At 63.8% G+C, this 23615-nt stretch carries 20 protein-coding genes and 1 pseudogene; 16 read left to right on the plus strand and 5 right to left on the minus strand.

Annotation, left to right across the window (positions count from 1 at the left end; translation table 11 throughout):
- The first annotated feature begins 131 nt into the window (after nucleotides 1–131).
- The 9 genes from HKK54_RS23205 to feaR all read left to right on the plus strand — a co-directional run bounded on the left by HKK54_RS23205 (nucleotide 132) and on the right by feaR (nucleotide 8081).
- Entirely contained in the window at nucleotides 132–1280 is a 1149-nt protein-coding gene (locus HKK54_RS23205) for an acyl-CoA dehydrogenase family protein (protein WP_169387966.1), read from the plus strand.
- 17 nt (nucleotides 1281–1297) lie between these two features.
- Nucleotides 1298–1669 carry a hypothetical protein gene (locus tag HKK54_RS23210; protein WP_169387967.1) on the plus strand — a complete coding sequence of 124 codons (372 nt, stop codon included), beginning with the start codon at nucleotides 1298–1300 and terminating at the stop codon, nucleotides 1667–1669.
- Between the two features lie 3 nt (nucleotides 1670–1672).
- A complete protein-coding gene (locus HKK54_RS23215; protein ID WP_169387968.1) occupies nucleotides 1673–2143 on the plus strand; it encodes a nuclear transport factor 2 family protein in 471 nt (156 codons plus the stop codon).
- Nucleotides 2140–3267 (plus strand): amidase, encoded by a 1128-nt coding sequence (locus HKK54_RS23220; RefSeq protein WP_169387969.1) that lies wholly within the window; start codon nucleotides 2140–2142, stop codon nucleotides 3265–3267. Before HKK54_RS23215 ends, HKK54_RS23220 begins: the two co-directional genes overlap by 4 nt.
- Nucleotides 3268–3291: 24 nt before the next feature.
- A complete protein-coding gene (locus HKK54_RS23225; RefSeq protein ID WP_010173602.1) occupies nucleotides 3292–4575 on the plus strand; it encodes an aromatic ring-hydroxylating oxygenase subunit alpha in 1284 nt (427 codons plus the stop codon).
- Nucleotides 4572–5063, plus strand: coding sequence for an aromatic-ring-hydroxylating dioxygenase subunit beta (locus HKK54_RS23230; RefSeq protein ID WP_169387970.1), 492 nt, complete (start codon nucleotides 4572–4574; stop codon nucleotides 5061–5063). The genes HKK54_RS23225 and HKK54_RS23230 overlap by 4 nt, the downstream gene beginning before the upstream one ends.
- Nucleotides 5064–5271: 208 nt before the next feature.
- Nucleotides 5272–6012, plus strand: a complete 741-nt coding sequence (locus HKK54_RS23235) for an SDR family NAD(P)-dependent oxidoreductase (RefSeq protein ID WP_169387971.1) — start codon at nucleotides 5272–5274, stop codon at nucleotides 6010–6012.
- Between the two features lie 137 nt (nucleotides 6013–6149).
- Nucleotides 6150–7100 carry a PDR/VanB family oxidoreductase gene (locus HKK54_RS23240; protein WP_169387972.1) on the plus strand — a complete coding sequence of 317 codons (951 nt, stop codon included), beginning with the start codon at nucleotides 6150–6152 and terminating at the stop codon, nucleotides 7098–7100.
- Between the two features lie 60 nt (nucleotides 7101–7160).
- Nucleotides 7161–8081 (plus strand): transcriptional regulator FeaR, encoded by a 921-nt coding sequence (gene feaR, locus HKK54_RS23245; protein ID WP_169387973.1) that lies wholly within the window; start codon nucleotides 7161–7163, stop codon nucleotides 8079–8081.
- Between the two features lie 599 nt (nucleotides 8082–8680).
- Here the strand turns inward: feaR and HKK54_RS23250 are convergent.
- Nucleotides 8681–9286, minus strand: a complete 606-nt coding sequence (locus HKK54_RS23250) for a response regulator transcription factor (protein ID WP_169387974.1) — start codon at nucleotides 9284–9286, stop codon at nucleotides 8681–8683.
- A 219-nt stretch (nucleotides 9287–9505) separates the two neighbouring features.
- Between HKK54_RS23250 and hpaC the strand changes: the two genes are divergently transcribed.
- The gene (hpaC, locus tag HKK54_RS23255) at nucleotides 9506–10018 is read left to right on the plus strand and encodes a 4-hydroxyphenylacetate 3-monooxygenase, reductase component (protein WP_169387975.1); all 513 of its coding nucleotides are present in this window, start codon (nucleotides 9506–9508) and stop codon (nucleotides 10016–10018) included.
- Between the two features lie 127 nt (nucleotides 10019–10145).
- Here the strand turns inward: hpaC and HKK54_RS34050 are convergent, their stop codons facing one another.
- From HKK54_RS34050 to HKK54_RS23265, 3 genes and pseudogenes are all read right to left on the minus strand, one after another.
- Nucleotides 10146–10976, minus strand: coding sequence for a methyl-accepting chemotaxis protein (locus tag HKK54_RS34050; protein ID WP_442962339.1), 831 nt, complete (start codon nucleotides 10974–10976; stop codon nucleotides 10146–10148).
- Nucleotides 10977–11000: 24 nt separating this feature from the next.
- A pseudogene (locus HKK54_RS34055) lies at nucleotides 11001–12287 on the minus strand (HAMP domain-containing protein); the annotation flags it as partial.
- 53 nt (nucleotides 12288–12340) lie between these two features.
- Nucleotides 12341–13663: a hypothetical protein gene (locus HKK54_RS23265; protein WP_169387977.1), complete on the minus strand. Its 1323-nt coding sequence runs from the start codon at nucleotides 13661–13663 to the stop codon at nucleotides 12341–12343.
- Nucleotides 13664–13889: 226 nt separating this feature from the next.
- Here HKK54_RS23265 and HKK54_RS23270 point away from each other — a divergent pair, with 226 nt between their 5' ends.
- From HKK54_RS23270 to HKK54_RS23295, 6 genes are all read left to right on the plus strand, one after another.
- On the plus strand, nucleotides 13890–14279 hold the full coding sequence (locus HKK54_RS23270; RefSeq protein ID WP_169387978.1) for a c-type cytochrome: 390 nt from the start codon (nucleotides 13890–13892) through the stop codon (nucleotides 14277–14279).
- A gap of 13 nt (nucleotides 14280–14292) precedes the next feature.
- Nucleotides 14293–15783, plus strand: coding sequence for an aldehyde dehydrogenase family protein (locus HKK54_RS23275; RefSeq protein ID WP_169387979.1), 1491 nt, complete (start codon nucleotides 14293–14295; stop codon nucleotides 15781–15783).
- Nucleotides 15784–16734: 951 nt separating this feature from the next.
- Nucleotides 16735–17244, plus strand: coding sequence for a sigma-70 family RNA polymerase sigma factor (locus tag HKK54_RS23280; protein WP_169387980.1), 510 nt, complete (start codon nucleotides 16735–16737; stop codon nucleotides 17242–17244).
- Between the two features lie 9 nt (nucleotides 17245–17253).
- On the plus strand, nucleotides 17254–18210 hold the full coding sequence (locus HKK54_RS23285) for a FecR domain-containing protein (RefSeq protein WP_169387981.1): 957 nt from the start codon (nucleotides 17254–17256) through the stop codon (nucleotides 18208–18210).
- A 91-nt stretch (nucleotides 18211–18301) separates the two neighbouring features.
- On the plus strand, nucleotides 18302–20095 hold the full coding sequence (locus HKK54_RS23290; protein ID WP_169387982.1) for an ABC transporter ATP-binding protein: 1794 nt from the start codon (nucleotides 18302–18304) through the stop codon (nucleotides 20093–20095).
- Nucleotides 20089–21828 carry an ABC transporter ATP-binding protein gene (locus tag HKK54_RS23295; protein WP_169387983.1) on the plus strand — a complete coding sequence of 580 codons (1740 nt, stop codon included), beginning with the start codon at nucleotides 20089–20091 and terminating at the stop codon, nucleotides 21826–21828. The genes HKK54_RS23290 and HKK54_RS23295 overlap by 7 nt, the downstream gene beginning before the upstream one ends.
- A gap of 35 nt (nucleotides 21829–21863) precedes the next feature.
- Here HKK54_RS23295 and HKK54_RS23300 read toward each other — a convergent pair whose 3' ends face one another.
- Nucleotides 21864–23603 (minus strand): dipeptidase, encoded by a 1740-nt coding sequence (locus HKK54_RS23300; RefSeq protein WP_169387984.1) that lies wholly within the window; start codon nucleotides 23601–23603, stop codon nucleotides 21864–21866.
- Nucleotides 23604–23615: the final 12 nt, after the last annotated feature.

Genomic DNA, 23615 nt, shown 5'->3' on the forward strand with positions numbered 1-23615 from the left:
TCGGGGGCGCACTAGGGGATTTCTTTAGCCAGGGGGCGGCACGCCCCAATAGTTGACGGCGGATGGGCTTTTTACACTGGACCCATCAACGCCGGCCACGGCGTCCATAACAACGACAACGGAGAAAGCCCATGCTGCGTTCGGCCCTCGTGCAACCAGACGCTTTACCCGACGTGCAGCCCGCGCTGTTCCAGCAGGTGCTGGACGAGGTGCGCCAGCGCCGCGATGAGTTCGATGCCTGCTCCCATGTGCCACGGGACATGATCGAACGCTTCAAGCAGGTGGGCATCTACCGGGCCGCCACGCCGCGTTGTTTCGGCGGCGATGCCCTGGCCCCGGCGACGTTTTTGCAGATGATCGAGCGTATTGCCGAAGCCGACGGTTCGGCCGGCTGGGTCGCCAGTTTCGGCAGCGCCGGGGTGTACCTGGCAGCCTTGCCCAAGGAGACCCTCGCCGAGCTGTATGCCGACAGCCCCGACCTGGTGTTTGCCGGTGGGTTGTTCCCGTTGCAGCCGGCAGAAACCGTCGACGGCGGCTGGCAGGTCAACGGCACCTGGAAGTTTGCCAGCGGCTGCAAAGGCGCCGATCTGCTGGGCGTAGGCATCGGTGCCGCGGGCGGCAAGCCACGCACCGCCGTGTTCAAGCCAGGCCAGGTGGAAATCATCGAAAACTGGGACGTGGTCGGCCTCAAGGGCACCGGCAGCCATGACCTGCGCGTCACCGACCAATACGTCGACGAGCGCTGGACGTTCATCCGTGGTGGCGCCGCCACCGTCGACGAGCCGCTGTTCCGTTACCCGTCGATCGCCTACGCCGCCCAGGTGCTGGCGGTGGTCAACCTGGGCCTGGCCCGGGCCGCCCTCGATGAAATCAGCGCCATGGCCAGCGGCAGCGGCATCACCGGCGCGCCGAAGCTGGCGGACCGCGCCTACGTGCGCATCGAAATCGCCAAGGCCGAAGCCCGGCTGAGCGCCGCCCGTGGCTTCTTCTACGGCGCCACCGAACAAGTGTGGAACTCGATCCTCGCCGGCAACCCGGTCACGCCCGAGCAGACCAGCCTGCTGCGCCTGACCGCCATACACGTCTCCCAGGCCGGCGCCGCCGTGGTGCAGAGCGCCTACAGCCTGGCGGGCACCACCGCGATTTACCTGCGCCACCCGCTGCAACGCTACCTGCGCGACGCCATGGTGGTTACCCAGCACGCCTTCCTCAGCGAAGGCCTGTACGACGGCGCGGGCTCGGTGTTCCTCGGCGTTCCGCCATTCCCTGGCTACATCTGACTTTCAAGGATCAACCCATGTCCCAAGCCACTCAAGAACCGCTGCGCGTTGTGTTTTGCATCGGCATCACCCAGAACTTTTTCGACCTGCCGACCGGCGAAGGCCTGAGCGTGTGGAAAGGCTTCAGCCAGATGATGGGCGACCTCGGCGCCATGCCGGGCATCAATGTGCTCGGGGCGATGGATGACGACCGCTTGATGGTCGGCCCGTCGACCACCGCGCCGTGGACCGTCTACATCATGGCCGACGTGGATTGCCACCAGTCGGTGATCGACGCTTGCAACCTGTTTCGCACCACGCCGGTGGGTGAATACAGCCTGTGGCGCTACGCCAGGATCGAGGCGCGTATCGGCCGGCCGCTGACCATCCCCGACGCGGCCAGGGTGTGAGCCATGGACCTGTTGCAGCGTCTTGAGACCCTTGAAGGGGAGAGCCAGGTCCGGCGCTTGATGGCGCGCTACATGGACTTGTGCGACGTGCCCCGGGCGGCGATGAACGTTCGCGAGTTGGCCGGGTTGTTCAGCGTGGATGCGGTCTGGGAAGGCATTGGCACAACGACTGTGCAAACCTTCGGCCAGCACCGGGGGCGCGACGCGGTGGCGGCGTTTGTCGGCAGCTACCTGCCGCCGTCCGAGCACTTCGCGCTGAACCTGCATTACCTCACCAGCGAGTCGATCCAGGTGGACGGCAGCACGGCTGCGGGTCAGTGGATCATGCAGCAGATTTCCACCTACGCCGACCAGCGCAGCGAGTTGTTCGGCACGCGGCTGAACATCGATTTTCGTCGTGTCGACGGCACCTGGCTGATCGCGCATTTCCGTACGCAGCGCCTGTTCAATACCGTTTTTGGGGTGAACCCATGAGTACCTTCGTCAGCGAATTTTTACTCGGTGGCAGCGGTAAACGCGTGGCCATCAAGGATTCCATCGACATCGCCGGGCACCCGACCCGTTCCGGCAGCCGTGCCTTTGCCGACGCATCGCCCGCGACCCGGCATGCGGACGTGGTGCAGTTGGCGCTCGACGCCGGCTGGCAGATCGTCGGCAAGACCAACCTGCATGAACTGGCATTCGGCGTCACCGGTATCAACGACTGGAGTGGTACGCCGATCAATCCCCAGGCGCCTGACCGGGTGCCGGGCGGTTCGTCCAGCGGTTCGGCGGCGGCGGTTGCGGCAGGCCTGGCGGATATCGCCATCGGCACCGACACCGGCGGCTCGGTGCGGGTGCCGGCGGCGTGCTGCGGGATTGCCGGGTTGAAACCGACTTACGGGCGAGTCAGCCGGGCGGGTGCCCAACCGGCAATGTCCAGTCTCGACTGTGTCGGGCCGTTTGCCGCGAACATGCAGGACCTGATTGAAGCGATGCAGGTGATTTGCCCGGGCTTCGAGCCGCAGGCTGCACCGACTGGCAGTGCTCATGTGGGCTTTCTGGATGTGGCCTGTGAGCCATGGCTGCAGGCGAGCCTGATGGCCGCCGTCGACGCTGCCGGCTGGCGTCAACAGCGCCTGCACCTGGACGATTTCGATGCGGCGTTCGGCGCCGGCCTGACGGTGATCAATGTCGAAAACTGGGCGGCCTTCGGTCACCTCACCGGCAAGGGCCTGATCGGCGCCGACGTCGAACAACGCCTGCTCGCCGCCAGCCGCACCAGCGCCGCTGATTTGGCCCAGGCCGAAGGCGTACGCAGCCGTTTCAGTCACCAGGTGGATGCCGCGCTCGAAACGTTTTCCGTGTTGCTGTTGCCGACCCTGCCAGACCTGCCACCGACCCTGGCCGAAGCCCGCAACGGCAGCCAGGCCGTGGCCGGCATGACGCCGCTGGTGCGGCCCTTCAACCTCAGCGGCCACCCGGCGCTGACGGTGCCGGTCACCCTGGTCGACAGCGGGCTGAAGGTGGGCCTGCAGATTGTCGGCCGCAAGGGCCAGGACGAATGGGTGTGTGCCCTCGGCGCACAACTGCAGCAGAGCATCACGGCTCACCAATAAGAACAACGCCTTGAGGAGGGCTCCATGAGTACCCATGAATACCGGCTGATTGCCAAATCCAAGAGCCTCGACGAACTGGTCAGGCACGACCGCGTCGATGTCTCGCTGTACAACGACCCGGCGCTGTTCGAAGCCGAACTGGAAAAGATCTTCTACCGCACCTGGGTCTGGGTCGCCCATGAAAGCGAAGTGCGCAACAGCGGCGACTTCAAGACCGCCACCATCGGCCGCCGCCCGGTGATCGTGGTGCGCGACAAGAAAGGCGCGATCAACGTGCTGGAGAACCGTTGCCGCCACCGTGGCGCCACGGTCTGCGAAAAGCACAAGGGCAACGCCACCGGCTTCACTTGCCCGTATCACAGCTGGTCCTATGGTTTGGACGGCAAGCTGCGGGCGCTGCCGTACCCGGATGGCTACGAAGGCATTCTGGAGAAATCCGAATTACCCCTGACCAGCCTGCGGGTCGACAGCTACGCCGGGATGGTATTCGCCAGCTACAACGACGACATCGAGCCGTTGGCCGACTTCCTCGGCGGCGCCAAACACTGGATGGACCTGTTCATGAAGCAGGGCGCCGGCTACCCGATCAAGACCCAGGGCGAACACAAATTCAGCTTCAAGGGCAACTGGAAGATCCAGCTGGAAAACACCACCGACGGCTATCACTTCCCCATCGTGCACAAGTCGTTCATGTCGTCGGTGGATGCCGAAACCTCGGAAATGCTTTCGTTCATGACCGACGAGCAAGCCGTCACCCATTCCCTGGGCAATGGCCACAGCGTGATGGTGATGGTGCCCGAGCATGTCGACCTGGACCACGATGACGGTACCGAGCCGTTGCAGGAGCGCTTCGCCCACGTCACCGAAGAACTGTCGAAAACCATGGAGCCGGCGCAGGTGCGGCGCATCGTGCGTTCACTGCATGGCGCCGGGTTCAACCTCAACCTGTTTCCCAACGTCGCCATGTCGATGTCGTTCTTCCGGGTGCTGCGGCCGGTGTCGGTCACCGAGACCGAAATCCGCCACGTTGCCCTCGGCATGGACGGCGGCCCGCAGATTGCCAACCGTGAGCGCCTGCGCATCCACGAACACTTCCAGGGCCCGTTCGGCTTTGGCAGCCCCGATGACGCCGAGGCCTGGGACCGGGTGCAACGCGGTTCGTATGCCGGCGTGGATGCACCGATCCTGGTCAACCGCGGCCTGAACCGCGAAGTGCTGGCCGACAACGGCGATAAGGTTTCCCACGCCACCGATGAAGGCGGCATGCGCGGGGCCTATGACATGTGGAAAAGGATGATGAGCCAATGAACACGCTGACTGGTTTTACTACACCGCTGGCCCAGGCCGTCGAATTCATCTGGCGTGAAGCCGAACTGCTGGACCACAAGGACTATGTGCAATGGGCGGCGTTGTGGAGCGAGAGCGGGCGCTACGTCGTGCCGATCGACCCGGACACCGACGATTTTGAAGCCAGCCTCAACTACGCCTACGACGGCGCGCGCCTGCGTGGTTTGCGGATTGAGCGGCTGACGGCGGGGTATTCGCCGTCGGCGGTGGATGCGGCGAAAACCGTGCGCAGCGTGTCGCGATTCACGCTGGTGGAAGCGGCGGGAGAGGTGGTGGAGGTCAACTGCGCGCAGTTGCTCTATGCCTACAAGCGCGGGGTGCACACGCCGTTCGTGGCCGACCTGAATTACCGCATTCGCTTCAGCGCCGGCACGGCGACCCTGGAGCGCAAGGTGGTGCGGCTGATCAACTCCACCGACAGCCTGAGTGCACTCGGCTTTCTGTTGTAAGCAATATCCAAACAACGACACAAAACCAATGTGGGAGCGGACTTGCTGTGCTGAGCGGGCTTGCAGGGGTGAGCGGGCTTGCTGTGGTGAGCGGGCTTGCCCCGCGCTGGGCTGCGAAGCAGCCCCATCAATCTGTGGTGAACCCGACGGGGGACAACCCCCCTCACCACAGCAAGCCCGCTCCCACAGTTGAGATGAGGACATCCTGATGAACCGAATCGCGCTTGTAACCGGCGCCTCCCGTGGCCTCGGCGAATGCATCGCCCGGCGCCTGCACGCCGCCGGCTACCGCGTGGGCCTGGCAGATGTGCGTCTGGACGGCGTGCAGCGGCTGGCTTCTGAACTCGACACCAGCGGCGAAACCGCCGTCGCTATCGAGCTGGATGTGCGCAACAAAACCGATTTTATCCGCGCCCGGGATCTGCTGTCTGAGCGCTGGGGCGGCACCGATATCCTGGTGAACAACGCCGGGGTGTCGAAAGTCGCGGCGCTGATGGACATCACGCCCGAGGAGTTCGACGAGTCGATGGCGATCAACCTGCGGGGCACGTTCGTGGCCTGCCAGGTGTTCGGCGCGCACTTCGCCGAGCGGGGGTTTGGGCGCATCGTCAACATCGCCTCCCTGGCCGGCCAGAACGGCGGCACCGCCACCGGCGCGCATTACGCCGCGGCCAAGGGCGGCGTGGCCACACTGACCAAGGTCTTCGCCCGTGAACTGGCGCCCCGGGGTGTGACGGTCAACAGCATCTCGCCAGGCCCGCTGGACTTGCCAGTAGTGCGCGAAACCGTGGCCCCGGAGCGCCTGGAGCAGATCCTCAAGATCATCCCCACGGGCACCCTCGGCGACCCGCACACCATCGCCGACACCGTGCTGCTGTTGATTGCCGACCATGCCGCTTCGGTAACGGGTGCGTGCTGGGACATCAACGGTGGCCTGTTCATGCGCTAGTCACCCCTGTGGTGCTTGTCCCCCTTTGGGGTGCGAAGCGCACCCAAGAGAGTGGGCCTGCTGCGCAGGCCAACGGGAGCAAGCTCCCTCGCCACAGGAATAGCGTTCAACCGAAACAACTGTATTCAGGTGCTGCAATGATGAAGGTGAAGATCGAACGCATCGTCGACGAAGCGCTGGATATCCGTTCCTTTCGCCTCGTGCGCAGTGACGGCCAGCCCCTCGACAGTTATGAACCGGGGGCCCATGTGGACATCACCGGGCCCACCGGTGTCACCCGTCAATATTCCCTGTGCAGCCCGCCCCATGATGGCCGCGCGTACCTGGTGGCGGTAAAGAAGGAAGCGCAATCCCGGGGCGGCTCCCTGGCCCTGCACGAGCAGGTGCAAGAGGGCATGGAGCTGGAGATGGGCGCGCCGCGCAACCTGTTCCGCCTCGACCCCGAAGCGCCGGCCCATGCGTTGTTTGCCGCCGGTATCGGGGTGACGCCGCTGTTGAGCATGGCCTATCGACTGGCCGACAGTGGCCAGCCGTGGCGCCTGCATTATTTTGCACGTTCGGCGCAGTACGCGGCGTTTACCCAGCTGCTGGCCGATACGTTCGGCGAGCATGTGCAGTTTCACTATGGCGTCGAACCGGGCGCACTGGATGCGGCCTTGAGCGGCTGTCTGGAGCAGGCCGGTGATGCGGCCCACGTCTACACCTGCGGCCCGGCGCCGTTCATGAACAAGGTGGTGGAAGTCGCCGCGCGCAGCCGTCCCGGGGAGGCGATTCACCTGGAGCACTTCCAGGCCGACCCGGCGGCGAACGCCGGGCCCAGTGGTGGTTTTGAAGTGCAACTGGCCAGCTCCGGCGTGGTGCTGAAGATTCCGCCAAATACCAGCCTGGTGGACGTGCTGCAGGCCCACGGTTGCGACATCGACACCGAGTGCCGCGAAGGCATCTGCGGCACCTGCATTGTCGAGGTGCTGGAGGGCGTGCCCGAGCATCGTGACCACTGCCTGTCGGCCAAGGAAAAGGCCGCCAACCGGCAGATTTGCGCGTGTGTTTCCCGGGCGGTTTCCGCTCGTCTGGTATTGGATATTTGATCGGCAGTGCCAGTAAGATTGCTTGGACCAAAAAAATAAAAAACGTGAGGCCTTGCGGTCATGATGAGTTCAACGGTGCAACGTAACGAATCGTTCGAGCGTTGGTTACATCAGGTCAATCAGGCCTGTGGACGCTTCGATGCCCGTGCCCTGGGCACGGACTTCTATGGCGAATTGAGCGAGTTCCGCAGCGGCGCGATCAAGCTCAGTGTGGTCGACATGGCCCATGTGCACCTGTATCGCAGCAGCAAGGAAGTCAGCACCGGCAACGAGGGGCACTACTACGCGGTGTTCCAGTTGCAGGGCAGCGCGCAACTGGAGCAGGGCGACAACCGGGCGCAACTGGGCTGCGGCGACATCGCCCTGATCGACGCCTGCCGTCCCAGCGACATGACCTACCACGACAACGCCCGGCAACTGTCGCTGATCCTGCCGCGCCAGGTGGTGGAGCGTGGTTCGCACTTCAACGCCGTCAACTGCGCGACGCGGATCTCGGCCCACACGCCGTTGGCGGTAATGGCCCGCCAGATGGTGCTCGACGCCCGCCAGCAAAACGACCTGGGCATGCAGGAAAGCGAAGCGGTGCTGGACGCGCTGGTGAGCCTGTTGCTGCCGGGGATCAGCGCCCGGGACAACGGCGTGGACACCCAGGAACGGCAGTTTCGCAAAACCATCGCCTACATCGACGCGCACATCGGTGCCGAAGAACTCTGCCCCGAGCTGATCGCCCGGGAAGTCGGGGTGTCGGTGCGCGGGCTGTACCGGATGTTCTCCAAGCGCGGGCTGGTGGTGGCGCAATACATCAAGCACCGGCGCCTGGATTTCTGCGCCGAAACCCTGCGCCATTCGCCGGCGGAGCAGAAGCTCTCGGCGCTGTGTTATGCCTGGGGCTTCTCCGATTCCAGCTACTTCTCATCGGCGTTCAAGTCGCGCTTCGGCGTGTCGCCGGGGGAGTACCGCAAGCGCTATAGCCATCATTGATGCGTGCCGCTCCCGGACCTGGAATGCATTTTCCTGTGGGAGCCGGGCTTGCCCGCGATGCAGGCCACTCGGTCTGACAGGCACACCGCCGCGATCCCATCGCAGCCTCGCTAAAGCTCGACAGCTCCCACATTGGAATGAGGTCAACTGTGGGAGCTGGCTTGCCTGCGATGCAGGCCACTCGATACCCCAGGTACACCGCAGCGATCCCTTCGCAGCCTCGCCAAGGCTCGACAGCTCCCACATTGGAATGAGGTCAACTGTGGGAGCTGGCTTGCCTGCGATGCAGACCACTCGATACCCCAGGCTCACGGCCGCGATCCCTTCGCAGCCTCGCTAAAGCTCGACAGCTTCCACATTGGAATGAGGTCAACTGTGGGAGCTGGCTTGCCTGCGATGCAGGCCACTCGATACCCCAGGCACACCGCAGCGATCCCTTCGCAGCCTCGCTAAAGCTCGACAGCTCCCACATTGGAATGAGGTCAACTGTGGGAGCGGGCTTGCCTGCGATGCAGGCCACTCGATACCCCAGGTACACCGCAGCGATCCCTTCGCAGCCTCGCCAAGGCTCGACAGCTCCCACATTCAATCATCGCGCCCTACGGATACAACACCTCACGGACCAGCATGGCAATGCTGGTCACGCCCATCTTTTCCTTGATCTTGGTGCGGTGCACGTCAACGGTCTTCACGCTGATGTTCAGCTCGCGGGCAATCACTTTGCTCGCCTTGCCATCCACCACCAGCATCAACACTTCCCGCTCCCGGCTCGTCAGCAGCGCCAGCTTGCCTTGCAGGTGCTCGCGCTGTTCCTGGTCGGCCTGGGTCTGTACGGCGGTCTTCAGCGCGGCCTGGATACGGTCGATCATCTGTTGCGGGTTATAGGGCTTCTCGACGAAGTCCAGCGCGCCGTTTTTCATCGCGGTGACCGACATCGGGATGTCGCCGTGGGCCGACACGAAGATCGTCGGCAAGGTGCTTCCGCGCCGGTTGAGGATCTCCTGCAACTGGAAGCCGCTGGTCTGCGGCATGCGCACATCCAGCACCAGGCACGCGGGCTGGCGCGGGTCGTAGTGTTCGAGGAACTCTTCGGCCCCGGCGAAGCATTGCGCCTTTACGCTGACTGACTCCAGCAGCCAGGCCAGTGAGGTACGCAGGTCTTTGTCGTCATCAACGATGTAAACGATCGGTGTGCGATTTTCCATCAGGGACTGCCACGAGAATTTCTAATTATTGTTTTCGCACGCAGGCACGCAGCGGCGGACATTGGCTCATCCAGGGAACCTTGCAAGCAGAATACCCAGTGTGAACGGCCCTGACGATAAAGAAACCACCTAGTCGGCATGGGGATCGTCTGAATGGTCGCGCCCCACGGGGCGCCTTAGTCTGGTTGCATCACCCACGGACCGTAAAGGGGCACCGACATGGCCGACCTGAGCCAGCAGCAAATCGACTTTCGCAACGCCATGGCGCAACTGCCGGCCGCGGTGAACATCATCACCACCAACGGCCCGGGCGGGCGTTGTGGGATCACGGCGAGTGCCGTGTGTTCGGTGACGGATTCGCCGCCCACGGTGTTGGTGTGCGTGAACCGAGGCAGCGCGACCCATGATGTGCTCCGCACCAATGGGCAGTTGTGCGTGAACGTGCTGTGCGGCGAGCAGGAAGAGCTGGCGCGGCATTTTGCCGGGATGACCCAGGTGCCCATGGCGGAACGGTTTGCCTGGGACCTGTGGGACGGCGGCGAGGCAGGCGTGCCGGTGCTGCGGGATGCGCTGGTGCAACTGGAAGGGCGGATCAGTGAATGCAAGGAAGTGGGCTCGCATTCGGTGATGTTCGTGGAGTTGTCGCGGGTCGGGGTGCGGGGGCAGGGCGACAGCCTGGTGTACTTCAATCGGCTGTTTCACCGGATTGAACATGCTGGCGCCCATTGCTGAAGGACAACTCGATCGTTCCCACGCTCTGCGTGGGAACGCCGCCCTGGACGCTCCGCGTCCGCTTTTAAAGTCGTGGCGCGGAGCGCCACAAGAGGCATTCTCACGCGGAGCGTGGGAACGATCAGCCTCAAATCCGAAAGCTGCCCACCAGCTGATTCAATCGTTGCGCCTCCCGCTCAAGCTCGGTACAGGCCTGCAGCGTCGACTGCAGGTTTTCCACCCCGGCCTGGTTCAGCATATTGATTTCGGTAATGTCCACATTCAACGCTTCCACCACCGACGTCTGCTCCTCGGTCGCCGCCGCCACCGACTGGTTGACGTTATCAATCTCGCCAATGCGCAACGTCACACTGGCCAGCCGCGTGCCCGCCAGGTTGGCAATGCTGACGCTTTCCTCACTGTGCTGTTGGCTCTCGGTCATGGTGCTGACGGATTCCCGGGCGCCCACTTGCAGCTCTTCGATCATCTGCTGAATTTCCAGCGCCGATTCCTGGGTGCGATAGGCCAGGCTGCGCACCTCATCGGCCACCACCGCAAACCCGCGTCCGGCTTCACCGGCCCGTGCGGCTTCAATGGCGGCGTTCAGCGCCAGCAAGTTGGTCTGTTGGGAGATACCCTTGATCACTTCGAGGATCTGCCCGATGTTCACCGTCTTGTGATTCAGCGCATCGATATGCACGCACGAGGCACTGATCTTGCCCGACAGTTCATTCATCACCGCAATCGTGCGCTCCACCACCTGGCGCCCGTCCTCGGCCTGGTGTCGGGCGCCGGAGGCTTGTTGCGAGGCGTCGGAAGCATTGCGGGCGATTTCCTGGGCGGCGGCGCCCAGCTCATTGATCGCCGCCGCGACGCTGTTGGTGCGGGTGGCCTGTTCGTCGAAGTTGTTCAGCGAGGAGTTCGACGCCAACAACACGCGCTTGACCACCTGGTTGACCCCAAGCCCTGCCGACGACACTTCGCGGATCGACTGGTGGATGCGTTCGACAAAGCGGTTGAACGCACTGGCGAGTTGGCCGATCTCATCCCGGGACTGCACCTCCAGCCGCCGCGTCAGGTCGCCTTCGCCCCGGGAAATATCTTCCATCACCCGGGTCAGGGTTTGCAGCGGGCGGGTAATGCGCAAGGCCGCGTACCAGATCAACAACAAGCCGAGCAGGGCCGAGCCGCCGCCCAGCAGCAGTTCCAGGGCGGTGCTTTTTACCCCTTGGGCGTCCAGTTGCTGTTGCAGAGCGGTGACCGGTGCCAACAGCACCGACTGCGGCACGCCCACCAGCACGCCCCACGGCGCAGCACCGGCGATCGGTGCCAGTGGCTCAAGCAGTTTGATCTGTTGTTGATCGATAAAGGTGTGTGGCTGCCCCTGGCGCAGCGCGTCGAGTATTTGGGCACCGTCCGGCATCACGGTGCTGATTGGCTGCCCCAGGTGGCTGGCATCCTCGCTGTAGGCGGAAACAACCCCCTTGGGGCTGACGATGCTGACTTGCCCGTGGCCGTCGAACAGTTGCCCGGCGCTGGTTTGGCTGGCCTGCTGCAAGGCCGCCAGGTTGATGTCCAGCCCGACCACCGCAATCACCTTGCCGTGTTCCATCAGCGGGAACGCAATGCTGGTCACCAACTTGCGGCTGCCGGACGCCTCGTCGAAATACGGCTCCAGCACACAAGCTTTGGCGGTGTCGCGGGCGCAGGTGTAGAAGGCGTTGTACGGCGCGCCGCTGGGGCCGGGAGAGGTATTGGCCAACAGCGCTTCGTCGCCGACCACCGCCGTCAGCTCGCCCGGTGTGGCCTGGACCCAGTACTGGGCGAAACGCCCGGCTTCGTTACTGCCCACGGCCGCCTGGCCGATGAACTGTGCATCGTCGCCGTCCAGGGCGTTGGCTTCAAAAATGACATAAATCCCGAGCAGGTCGGGCTTGTCGATCAGGGCCTGGTGCAGTTGGGTATTCAGCTCCTGGCGCAGTTGCGGGCGGGTCAGCTTGCCCTGCTGTTGCAGTTGCCGCAGGTACCGCACATAGCGCGACAAGCCCTGGCCGTATTCGTGGGTTTGCATAAAGGTGCGTTGCACTTGCATGGCTTGCACTTGCCCCAGGGCCTGCATGTGTTCCCTGGCGGCGGCGGCGAGCATTTCGCTGCTGGCCTGAGCCACGTGCTGGCTGCTCTGGTGGGTCTGGTACAGCGACAGGCTCATCAGCAAGCCGACTACCAACAACAGGCAGAGGCCGGCGAGCAGGGCGATCTTGCTCTGGATCGTGAGGAATTTCTTGTGCATGGCGAAGGCCTTGGCCAGGCGGGGCGATGGCGGCGCCACCGCCCCGGCCGGGCTTAGAAGTTAGTGGCGAACACCACTTGGCTGTAGAGGTTTTTATCGTGGTTGCCCAGCTGCGTGCCGCCCTGGTCGGCGCTCTTGTCCGGCTGGTACAGGCCAATCAGCGGCATCACCGTCAGGTGTTCGTTGACGTGCCATTCGGCATACAGGTCCAGCTCGTGGCCGTCGTTGTTGCCGAGGTTGCGGTCGATGGTCTTGAAGTCGAACAGCACCGCACCGACGCTGAGGTTTTCCAGGGGCGAGACCTTGAACGTGACGTTCTGGATGCGTGAATTGTTGTTGAACGGCCCGGCGTAGTTGCCCGCCACTTCACCCTGGAACCAGGTGCCATAACCACGGCTGAAGCCGTAGAACAGTGGGTCGAAACCTTCCGAGAAACGGCTGTAGCGGTAGCTCACATACGGCGTCCAGGTCACGTCGGCAAAGGTCCAGCCGGCTTCCAGGTACCAGGCGTCTTCGTTGCCGGTGTGGGGTTTGTCCTGCCAGGCGTACTCGCCGGACAGGAACAGGTTGGTCACCCCGGCATTGCCCGTGGCCCGCAGGCTGTAGGTCTTCATGCCGTCACGCTCCAGCTGGGTGGGGGAGGCGTACTGCTTGTCGACATCGGTGGTGTCGATGTAGGTCAGCCCCACGGTGCCTTCGGTGGCCACGTGTTCGAGGGTGGCGACGTACATTTCGGTCTTGGCCTGGGCGCGATTATCGGACTTGAGCCACATCAGGTCGCTGCGCCAGCCTTCCTTGCCGCCGAGGCGCAACACGGCGGTTTCGTCGAAGGCTTTGCGGGCAGCGATGTAGTAGCCGCCGCCGCGATTGAGATCACCATCGGCCACGCCCTTGCCGAAGTTCAAGGCGTCGCCGTCGATCAGGAAGCCGTCGCCGACCACAATGTTCTGGCGGCCGAAGGACAGGTCTACGCCATTCTCGCCCAGGGCCTCAAACAGCTTGCCCGAGCGCCAGCCGAGGTAGGCGTCTTCGAATTGGGTGGTGTGCTCCGAACCGTCGCTGAAGCCGGCAGCGTCGCCGTCGCCCCAGGTGCCGGAGCTCAGCAGGTTGGCCGCGCCGTAGGTGGTGCCGGCGCCGCTGAAGCTCTTGTCGAAGCTCAGGCCGTACTTGACGTAGCCCTCGCGCCAGGACGAGGAACCTTTGACCAGGCGGCCGGAGGGGGCGTAGTTCTGCTGGCTGTGGAAGGCACCGAATACCGCCTCCAGGGTGGCGTTCAGGTGACTGCTGTCATCGGCGTACAACTCATAAGCGCCGGCCTGGTTGGCGCCGATCATCAGCGCGAGGGTCGAGAGACGAAGCAAGGGGGACTTGAGCATGGTGTGGCATCCATTCTTGTTCATGACCACAGGGTTGGGGTCTGCCGCGATACTAATGCTGGCGAAGTGACGTGCCTTTTGTCTGGTTGCCAAAGACTTGACTGTGCTTGCCAGAATCCATGGTTTGGCAGCCCCGCCAACACAACTGGCACGCAGGGCAAAACCCGAGCGACCTTGAGCCCTGACAATCGTCGGCAACTTCGATGGTTTCCAAGGTCGCTTTTCTATGTTCACTGCACACAGATTGTCCCTGGCCGGCGTGTTGTCGCTGGTCCTCGCCCACAACGCCTTTGCCGCTGAATGCGGCCCTGTCCAGAGCCGTGGCGCCCAGGTGTTCGCCAACGAATGCAGCGTGTGCCACGCGGTCACCCAGGGCGGCGCGACGATGATGGGGCCAAACCTGGCCGGCGTGTACGGGCGCAAATCCGGCTCCCTGGCAGGCTTCAGCTATTCCCAGGCGATGCGTGACAAAAACGTCGAGTGGCAAGCCGAAACCATCGCGCAATTCATCACCCAACCCCAGGCGTTTGTGCCCGGCACCTACATGCCCTACATGGGCCTGGCTTCGGCCGACGATCGCCAAGCGGTCGCCTGCTTTCTCAAAGAACAACAGTGAATACAGGTGAATCATGAACAACGTTGAAATCCTGCCGCAGGTGGCTGCATTCCTCGACCGTCGTCATGGCTGCTTTATCGATGGCCGGTGGGTGTTTGCCGAAGGCGAGCACATCAAGGTGGTCAACCCGGCCACCGGGCAAACCCTGTGCGAAACCCTGGACGCGCCGCTGCACGTGGTGGAGCAGGCGGTGCAGTCATCCCATGCGGCGTTCAAGTCCCGCGTGTGGTCGGGTTTGCGCCCGGCTGACCGCGAGCGGATCCTGCTCAACTTCACCGCGTTGGTAGAGGCCCATGCCGAAGAGCTGGCGCAGCTGGAAACCTTGAGCCAGGGCAAGTCGATCAACCTGGCGCGGGGGCTGGACTTGAACGCCACCGTGGAGTTCATGCGCTACATGTCGGGTTGGGCCACCAAGATCGAAGGACAGACCTTTGACGTGTCGATCCCGTTGCCGCCGGGGGCCAGGTTCACTGCGTTTACCAAGCGCGAGCCGGTGGGCGTGGTGGTGGGCATCGTGCCGTGGAATTTCCCGCTGCTGATTGCGGCCTGGAAATTGATGCCGGCCCTGGCCACCGGGTGCACGGTGATCATCAAGCCGGCGATGGAAACACCGCTGACGGCCATGCGCCTGGCTGAGCTGGCGCTGGAAGCGGGGATTCCGGCGGGGGTGTTCAACGTGGTCACCGGTGGTGGTGCGTCGGTGGGTGGGGTGCTGACGGCGCATCCGCTGGTGAGCAAGGTGTCGTTTACCGGCTCGACTGCGGTGGGCAAGAGCGTGGGTGTGGCGTGCATGGAGAACATGACGCGGTTTGCCCTGGAATTGGGGGGCAAGAATCCGATGATCGTGTTGGCGGATGCGGACATTGATAAGGCGATCCAGGGGGCGATCCTGGGTGGGTTGCTGAACAACGGGCAGGTGTGTGCGGCGGCTTCGCGCTTCTATGTGCATCGTTCGGTGTATGACCGGTTTGTCGAGGGGTTGGCGGCGGCGGTGTCGGCGATGCCGTTGGGGGCCGGGATGGATGGTGAGGCGGCGATTAATCCATTGGTGTCGCGCAAGCAGCAGCAGGGCGTACTGCGCCATATCGAGCAGGCTCGGGCTGAAGGGGCGCGGGTGGTGATCGGTGGGGATGAGGTCGTGGGTGAGGGGTTTTATGTGCGGCCGACGATTTTGGCGGATATCGATCATGGGATGGCGGTGGCCCGGGAGGAGGTGTTTGGGCCGGTGTTGGGGGTGATGGCGTTTGACGATGAGGATGCGGTGATTGCTTTGGCCAACGACAATCGTTATGGGTTGGCGGCGAGCCTTTGGACCAATGATCTGGGTAAGGCGATGAACCTGGTGCCGCGGATCGAGGCGGGGACGGTTTGGGTGAATGCGCATGTGCTGCTGGACCCGGCGATGCCGTTTGGCGGGGTGAAGCAGTCGGGGATGGGGAGGGAGTTTGGGCGGGCGGTGATTGAGGCTTATACCGAGTTGAAGTCGGTGTGTATTGCGCATTGATCGGGTGTATATCCGTTGCTGCGGTAACGGCCGCTTATGGTTTCGCTCTTACAGCGAGTCACTTTGCAAAAGCGGCAAAGTAACCAAAGCGCTCTGCCCCGCCTGTCGGCACCTCGCCTAGGCTCGGTGTTCCCTCACTCCGGCGATGCTCCGCGGGCCGCCGCGATGGGCCATCCTTGGCCCAGCGCGGCTAAACCGGCGTCCTGCCGGTTTACCCGCTCCGCATCACCTGCGTTCGGCCTCGGGCTTATTGGGGCAGTCAGATCAAGATCAAAAACAAGAGCACAGCGGCCTACAGGCCGGCTTGAGTGGTAGAAGCCAGATCAAAAGCCAAAGCGAAAACCAAATCTGAAACTGATGCAGCTCTGCTTTTCTGTGGGAGCTGGCTTGCCTGCGATGCAGACACCTCGGTTTTTCAGGTACACCGAGGCGATGCCATCGCAGGCAAGCCAGCTCCCACATTTTTGACCGTGCCCGCTCTGGCTTTAGATTTTGATCTTGCCTTTGCTTCACACCACTCAAGCCGGCCTGTAGGCCGCTGTGCTGTTGATCTGCTTTTGATCTTGATCTTAGGCGCCCCGTTAAACCACGCTGGCCGAACGCAGGTAGTACGGAGCGGGTAAACCGGCAGGACGCCGGTTTAGCCGCGACGGGGCAGGGACGCCCCGTCGCGGCGGCCCGCGTAGTAATGCCGGAGTGAGGGCACACCGAGCATTAGCGAGGTGCCGAGTGGTGGGGCAAGAGCCTTTTGGTTACTTTTGGGCTCCTTTCAAAAGTGACCCGCTGTAAGAGCGGAACCCATACCAACCGTTACAAAAATAACGGATATGTACACCCCAGCCCCCCAACCCCCGCATTGCACCCACGCCCCAGAGCCGATAGTCTTGCAAACTGTTACCAACAACCCAATGCCCCAGCACTCCCGGGACCATTGGGTAAAAGGAGAGGTTTGTGAACATCGGACAGTTCGCCTTTCAACGCCAGGTTGAAACTCTATACGTCGACCACAACGGCTGGCTACGCACCGTATTGCGGCGCAAGCTGGGCAACGCGTTCGACGCCGCCGACCTGGCCCACGACGTCTACCTGCAACTCATGCGCAAGGGCCAACTGCCGCCCACCGGCGAGTCCCGGCGTCATCTCACCCAGATCGCCAACGGCCTGGTCATCGACCTCTACCGGCGCCGCCAGATCGAATCCGCCTACCTGCAAGCCCTGGCCCTCTTGCCCGAACCCTCGGCACCGGACGAAGAAACCCGAGCCCTGGCCATCGAGGCCCTCATCCAAATCGACGCCGCCCTGCACAGCCTGCCACCCAAGGCGCGCCAGGCGCTGTTGCTGTGCAAGCTCGACGGCCTGAGCTACCGCGAGATCGCCGCCGAGTTACAGGTCTCCGTCTCGTCGGTGGAAAAATACATCGCCGCCGGCCTGATGGCCTGCTACCAGACCCTGCACGGCTGACCCGCCGCGATGTCGACCGAGCAGCCCATCTCCCCGGATATCATCGAACGCGCCACCGCCTGGATGGCGCGCCTGTGGGCCGATGACGCGAGTGAGGCGGACCACGCCAACTGCCTGAGCTGGCGTGCCGAACACCCCCATCACGAACTGGCCTGGACACGCCTGCTGGGCTTCGAGCAAAAACTTCACAGCGTGCCCGCCTCGGTAGCCAAACACAGCCTGGCCGAACCCGACGCCCCTGACGCCCTCAATCGTCGGAGCACCCTGCGGTTGCTCGGCCTGCTGGTCGCGGCGGGTGGCCTTACCTACGGCGTGCGCCGCACCGACGCCTGGCAACTGGCAAGCGCCGGCCATAGCACGGCCACTGGCGAAGTTCGCGAAGTCGCATTGCCCGACGGCACCCGCGTGGTGCTGGCGTCCGCCTCGGCGATTGACGTGCAGTTCGACGACCATCAGCGCCTGGTGCTGCTGCGGGCCGGCGAGGTGTTCATCACTACCGCGCCGTCACCCCGGCCGTTTCGGGTACAGACGCGCCAGGGCCTGCTTCAGGCCCTGGGCACACGTTTCAGCGTGCGCCAATGCGATGACAGCTGCCAGGTGGCGGTGCTGGAGGGCGCCGTGCACGTCCAGCCCGCGCACGGTGCCGGTGTGCGGGTTGAGGCCGGCCAGGGCACGACGATCTCCAGAGACCAGGTACACCCCGTCACGCAGGTGACTGACCGCAACGTCGCCTGGGTCAAGGGCCTGCTGGTGGCCGACGCTACGCGGCTTGATGAACTGGTCGCCGAGCTGGCGCGCTATCGCCCCGGTGTACTGCGTTGCGCGCCGGAGGTGGCAATGCTGCGGGTCAGCGGGGTGTTGCACCTGGACAATACCGACCTGGCGCTGGACAACCTCGCCGCCGCGTTGCCGATACGCGTGGTGCGGCGGACGCGCTACTGGGTGACCGTCAGCGCCCCTGCCTGAATATTTTTTGCCTGTTCGATTGAGGGTTTTGGCCGCTCGTTCGGAAGACAAGGTAAGGGCGAGCACAGGCTCATTCAGTCAGGGAGACTTCATGAGTAACAAGGACAGGGCTGCGGCCAAACCCGGGGGGCGGGGCGCGGTCTCGCAGGTGTTGAGGCCGGTACGCGGGCGATTGGTCGCTGCGGCGCTGCTGGCCGGTGTGGGTAACATGCTGACGCTGGTGCCGCTGGGCGGGATTGTGCATATCGCGAGGATCGCCCTCGGAGGGCCGTCGATGGCCCAGGCCTCGAGCGAGGTGTGGTTGACGATCGGCGTCAGCCTGGCGAGCCTGTTCACGGGCATGCTGCTGCTGACGCTTGCCGAGACCATTGCGCACCTGGCCGACAATCACCTCACTCGCCACCTGCGGCTGGCGATCGCCCGGCGACTGAGCCAAGTGCCGCTGGGCTGGTTCACCGAGCGGGCGTCCGGCGAGGTCAAGCAGGCGATGCAGGACGATATCGGCATCCTGCATGGCCTCACGGCGCATTTCTACACCACCGTGGGCCGTTGCGCCGGGGCCGTGCTGCTGTCGACGGTCTATCTGTTCACGGTGGACTGGCGCATGGCGCTGGTCTCGCTGCTGCCGTTTCCGGGGTTTTTCCTGTTTTTTGCCCGGGCGATGAACGCCAGCGGCAGCCACATGCAGGCCTTTGTCGAGCGCATGACCCGGGTCAATAACGCGGTGGTCGAGTTCGTCAACGGCATTCCCGTGGTCAAGGCTTTCGGCGCCACCGGCAAGGCCCATGCGGGTTACCGGGAGGCAGTGGATGATTTCAGCGAAGCCTTTGTTGCGTTCACCCGGCCGCTGGTAGGGACGATGGCCAACGCCAACGCGATGATCGCCCCGGTGACGGTGCTCGCGGTGGTGCTGACGTTCGGCATGCTGTTTGTCAGCCTTGGCTGGATCAGCGCCGTGGAGGTGCTGCCGTTTGCCCTGGTTGCGCCGGGCATTTGCGCGCCGCTGATGCTGCTGAGTTACATCGCTCACGATCTGGACAACGCCGCCGGTGCTGCCCAGCGTGTGCAGGCACTGCTGGCAACGCCGGTACTGGCGCAGGTGGAACCGGGTTCCGAGCGGCTACCCAAGGACGCCGAGGTGCGTGTCGAAAACCTCGGCTATGCCTACCACCCACAGAACCCGGTACTTTCCGACATCAGCTTTACCCTCAAGCCCGGCACGGTGACGGCCATTGTCGGGGCCTCGGGTTCGGGCAAGTCGACCCTGGCGCGCCTGTTGCTGCGCTTTTTCGACCCGACCGAAGGGCGTATCACCCTGGGGGGCGTCGACCTGCGGCAGGTCGAGGCCTCGCAGCTCTACAGCCTGATCGGTTTTGTGCTGCAAGAGGTGCGGCTGGTCCACGCCAGCGTGGCCGAGAACATCGCCCTCGGCCGGCCCAGCGCCAGCCAGAAGGAAATCGAGGCGGCCGCGCGGGCGGCGAATATTCATGAGTGCATCATCGGTTTGCCCCGGGGCTACGCCTCGGTGATCGGCGAGGACGCGCAACTGTCCGGTGGCGAGCAGCAGCGCATCAGCATCGCCCGCGCCGTATTGCTGGCGCCGCCGGTGCTGGTGCTGGATGAGCCCACGGCCGCCGCCGATGCGGGGAACGAGGTCGCGATCCAGGAGGCGCTGTCACGCTTTGCCCAGGGCCGCACGCTGCTGGTGATCGCCCATCGCCTCGATACCGTGATGCACGCCGACCACATCATCGTGCTGGAAAACGGCCGCATCGTTGAACAGGGCACCCACCCTCGACTGATCGCGCAGGAGGGCCGCTACGCGCGCCTGTGGGCGTTGGGCGGTTACAAACAGACCCGGGAACAGGCGCTGCCGACATGCTGAAAACCTTTATCGAACTGCTGGGCGACGAGGGCCCGGTGTTCCGTCGTTACGTTGGTAAGGTGGTGTTCTACGGCGCGCTGTGCGGGCTGACCCTCGCCGCGCTGGTGCCGGTGCTGACCGATATGCTCAACGGTGACCTTGCCGAGGCCGCGTTGTGGCTGGTGGTGTTCCTCGCCGCGGTGGTCACGTGTTGGGCCACCCGCCGGGAAGTCGAGAAGGCCGGCGTGGCGGTCGGCGTAGCGGTGCTGCAAGGCGGGCGTCAGCGCATCGGCGACCACGTGGCCAGCTTGCCTGTCGGCTGGTTTACCCCCGATAACACGGCGCGGCTCAACCAGGTGGTGACCCAAGGCATGATGGCCGTGGCCCAGCTTCCCGCCCATGTCTTTACCCCGGTGCTCAGCGGCGTGGTGACGCCGTTGGTGCTGGTGCTGGCGTTGTGTGTGCTGCACTGGAAGCTGGGATTGATCGCGGTGTTGGCGCTGCCGATTCTCGGCGCAGCGTTTTGGTTCAGCGCGCGGCTGGGCCGGCGTGCCGACCGGGCGTTCCAACGCAGCTCGGCGCAGACCAGCCAGCGCATGCTGGAATTCGCCCAGTCGCAGTCGGTGTTGCGCGCATTCAGTGGCAGCGGCAGTGCGGTGTTCCTGCAACGGGCGATTGAACAGCAACACGCAACCGGGGCGCGCCTGATCCTGCTGTCCGCGACGTCGGTGCTGCTGAATATGTGGCTGGTGCAAGGGGTGTTTGCGGCCTTGTTGATCACTGCCGCATTGTGGCTTGACGCCTACCTGGGGAACGCCTTGCACGTGGGCTCGGTGATTGCGGTGATGGTGTCGCTGTTGCTGGTCAGCCGCTTCATTGACCCGCTGCTGGAGGTGGCCGGCTATGGCGAGACCCTGCGCAGCGCCGCGGTGCAGCTTGAGGCGGTACGGGAGATCCTGGCCGCATCACCGCTGCAGGAACCGGGCGCGCCGCACTCTCCACGGGACGCCTCGGTGGAATTGTTCGACGTCAGCTTCCGCCACCCGGGCGGTCCTCGGGACGTGCTGCGCGGGGTAAACCTGCGGATAGAGCCTGGCAGCATGACCGCACTGGTGGGCGCTTCGGGCTCCGGCAAGACCGCGCTGCTGCGGCTGGTCGCGCGGTTTTTCGAAGTCAGCCAAGGGCAAGTATGTGTGGGGGGCGTTGACGTGCGGCAGATGTCCGGCGAACAACTCAACGCGCAGATCAGCCAGATTTTCCAGGACACGTACCTGTTCCAGGGCAGTGTCGCCGACAACATTCGCCTCGGCAAACCCGACGCCAGCGATGCGCAAGTGCTGGAGGCCGCGCGGCAGGCCGGTGTGCAGTCGATTATCGAGCGCCTGCCCATGGGGCTTTCCACCCGTGTCGGCGAGGGCGGGGCGCGCCTGTCCGGCGGCGAGCGCCAGCGCATCGCGATCGCCCGTGCGCTGATCAAGGGCGCGCCGATCCTGCTGGTGGACGAAGCCACGGCGGCACTGGACGCCGAGAACCAGGCGGTGATCGCCGACACCCTGGCACGCTTGCGCGGCACGTGCACGTTGATCGTGATTGCGCATCAGTTGTCGACAGTGGTGATGGCTGACCAGATTGTGGTGCTGGATGAAGGGCGGGTGGTAGAGCAGGGCACGCCTGAACAGTTGACGGCGCGACAGGGGCGCTATGCCCGGTTCCTCGCGCAGCGGCGAGCGTCGAAGGGCTGGCGTATTGCCTAGTGGACCCGCCAGGACGGCGGGTCCGACGGGGAGGGTCAAAGCTTCGGAAGTTGCCCGATGCGGCCCATCATTTCAGTGACAATCTGCAGGTCCAGCAGGAACTGGTCGACGGTCTTGAACTCGTTGTCGGTATGGCCGGTGTACTTGACCTCCGGCCGCGCCAGGCCGAACTGCACGCCATTCGGTAACTCATGCACCGAGGTCGCGCCGGCCGATGTGCCGTACTTGTGCTCCATGCCCAGGTTTTCGCTGGCCACCGCCAACAGTGCCTTGACCCACTCGCCCTCAGGGTTGCGGTACATCGGTTCGGCGATGGAGTAGTCGAAGCTCACGGCCACGTGGTTCTTCTGGGTCCAGGCGGCCAGCTTGTCAGCGATTTCAGCCTTGAGCGCTTCCGGCGACTTACCCTTCGGCACGCGCAGGTTGACGGCCAGTTTGAAGGTGTTGTCATCCTCGCCCACATAGGTCAACGACGTGGTCAGCGGCCCCATGAACGCATCGGAGAAACCCACGCCCAGCTTGCCGCCCAGGTAATCCAGGCCCCAGTTATTGGCGGCATAATGCGCCGCGTCGGTGAACTGGTTGTGCTTGAGCGCCACCTTGCCGTCGAGGCTATTGAGGAAGTCGAGCACCCTGGCCACCGGGTTCACCCCGGACTCCGGCTCGGAGGAGTGGGCGGACACGCCGGTGACGGTCAACTGAACGTCTTTGCCGACCACCTTGGCCGCCACTTCGAAGTCGCCGCCATTGCGCTTGGCGTACTCGCTGCCGGCCTTTTGCAGGCTGGCGGCCAGTTCGGCGGGCTTGTCAGTGAGCAATGTCACCACCGACGCCGAAGGAATCTGATTGGTGGCCTTGCCGCCGGTCATCGAGATGATTTCTGCGCCTTTGCCTTCAGCCTTGCGCTTGGGAAACTTGGCCATGACCGTGCCGTAGCCTTTCTCGGCGATCACCACCGGGTAGCCGCCATCCAGCGCCAGGTTGTAGTTAGGCGTTGGGTTGTGTTCGAAATAGTACGGGATCGCGTCGCCGGAGGTTTCCTCGGTGGTGTCCACCAGCAGCTTGAAGTTGCGCGCCAGGGGCAGCTTCTCTTCCTTGATCACCTTCATCGCGTACATCGCCACCACGATGCCGTTCTTGTCATCCTCTGTGCCACGGCCATACATGCGGTCGCCGATCAGCGTGACCTTGAACGGATCGAGCTTGGTGCCATCTTTCAGCACCCAGTTTTCCGGGGTTACCGGCACCACGTCGGCGTGGGCGTGGATGCCGACGACTTCATCGCCGCTGCCTTCCAGGGAAATCTCGTAGACACGGTTGTCGATGTTGCGGAAGTTCAGGTTGAACGACTCGGCCAGGCTTTTGATCTTGGCGGCGATCTTGGTGAACTCGGGGTTGTCATGCTGGGCTACGCCGGCCACCTGGAAGGTCGGAATCTCCACCAGCTCGCGCAGGGTTTCGGTGGCGGCGGCGCCGTACTTCACCCGCGCATAGAGGCCCAGCAGGCGATGGATTTCGTTCTGCTGGTCGGCGGTCAGGTTCTTGTTGTCGAGGAAGGCACTGATGGCCGGGCCGAGGTTGTCGCTCTTGGCCACGTCGCTCTTGGCCAGGCTGGCGAGGAACTGCCGGAAATCCTTGACCGAAGCATCGCTGAAGGTCTTCAGGATGATCGCGTTCTGTTGTGGCGTGAGGTTGGCTTGAGCCTGGGTGGTAAACACCGAAAGACTGGCGGCCATCAGGGTGGCTACGGCCAGTTGCTTGAGGGAAAAGTCCATTGCTGAGGGCAT

Source organism: Pseudomonas sp. ADAK13 (assembly GCF_012935715.1).
Taxonomy (GTDB): Bacteria; Pseudomonadota; Gammaproteobacteria; order Pseudomonadales; family Pseudomonadaceae; genus Aquipseudomonas.

Bases quoted from the DNA above. Each gene is read 5' to 3' on its own strand.
- HKK54_RS23205 (WP_169387966.1), top strand. From the start codon at position 132: ATGCTGCGTTCGGCCCTCGTGCAACCAGACGCTTTACCCGACGTGCAG.
- HKK54_RS23250 (WP_169387974.1), bottom strand. From the start codon at position 9,286: ATGGAAAATCGCACACCGATCGTTTACATCGTTGATGACGACAAAGAC.
- HKK54_RS23215 (WP_169387968.1), top strand. From the start codon at position 1,673: ATGGACCTGTTGCAGCGTCTTGAGACCCTTGAAGGGGAGAGCCAGGTC.
- HKK54_RS23290 (WP_169387982.1), top strand. From the start codon at position 18,302: ATGAGTAACAAGGACAGGGCTGCGGCCAAACCCGGGGGGCGGGGCGCG.
- HKK54_RS23225 (WP_010173602.1), top strand. From the start codon at position 3,292: ATGAGTACCCATGAATACCGGCTGATTGCCAAATCCAAGAGCCTCGAC.
- HKK54_RS23235 (WP_169387971.1), top strand. From the start codon at position 5,272: ATGAACCGAATCGCGCTTGTAACCGGCGCCTCCCGTGGCCTCGGCGAA.
- HKK54_RS23230 (WP_169387970.1), top strand. From the start codon at position 4,572: ATGAACACGCTGACTGGTTTTACTACACCGCTGGCCCAGGCCGTCGAA.
- HKK54_RS23220 (WP_169387969.1), top strand. From the start codon at position 2,140: ATGAGTACCTTCGTCAGCGAATTTTTACTCGGTGGCAGCGGTAAACGC.
- hpaC (WP_169387975.1), top strand. From the start codon at position 9,506: ATGGCCGACCTGAGCCAGCAGCAAATCGACTTTCGCAACGCCATGGCG.
- HKK54_RS23300 (WP_169387984.1), bottom strand. From the start codon at position 23,603: ATGGACTTTTCCCTCAAGCAACTGGCCGTAGCCACCCTGATGGCCGCC.
- HKK54_RS23240 (WP_169387972.1), top strand. From the start codon at position 6,150: ATGATGAAGGTGAAGATCGAACGCATCGTCGACGAAGCGCTGGATATC.
- HKK54_RS23270 (WP_169387978.1), top strand. From the start codon at position 13,890: ATGTTCACTGCACACAGATTGTCCCTGGCCGGCGTGTTGTCGCTGGTC.
- HKK54_RS23275 (WP_169387979.1), top strand. From the start codon at position 14,293: ATGAACAACGTTGAAATCCTGCCGCAGGTGGCTGCATTCCTCGACCGT.
- HKK54_RS23285 (WP_169387981.1), top strand. From the start codon at position 17,254: ATGTCGACCGAGCAGCCCATCTCCCCGGATATCATCGAACGCGCCACC.
- HKK54_RS23295 (WP_169387983.1), top strand. From the start codon at position 20,089: ATGCTGAAAACCTTTATCGAACTGCTGGGCGACGAGGGCCCGGTGTTC.
- HKK54_RS23265 (WP_169387977.1), bottom strand. From the start codon at position 13,663: ATGCTCAAGTCCCCCTTGCTTCGTCTCTCGACCCTCGCGCTGATGATC.
- feaR (WP_169387973.1), top strand. From the start codon at position 7,161: ATGATGAGTTCAACGGTGCAACGTAACGAATCGTTCGAGCGTTGGTTA.
- HKK54_RS23210 (WP_169387967.1), top strand. From the start codon at position 1,298: ATGTCCCAAGCCACTCAAGAACCGCTGCGCGTTGTGTTTTGCATCGGC.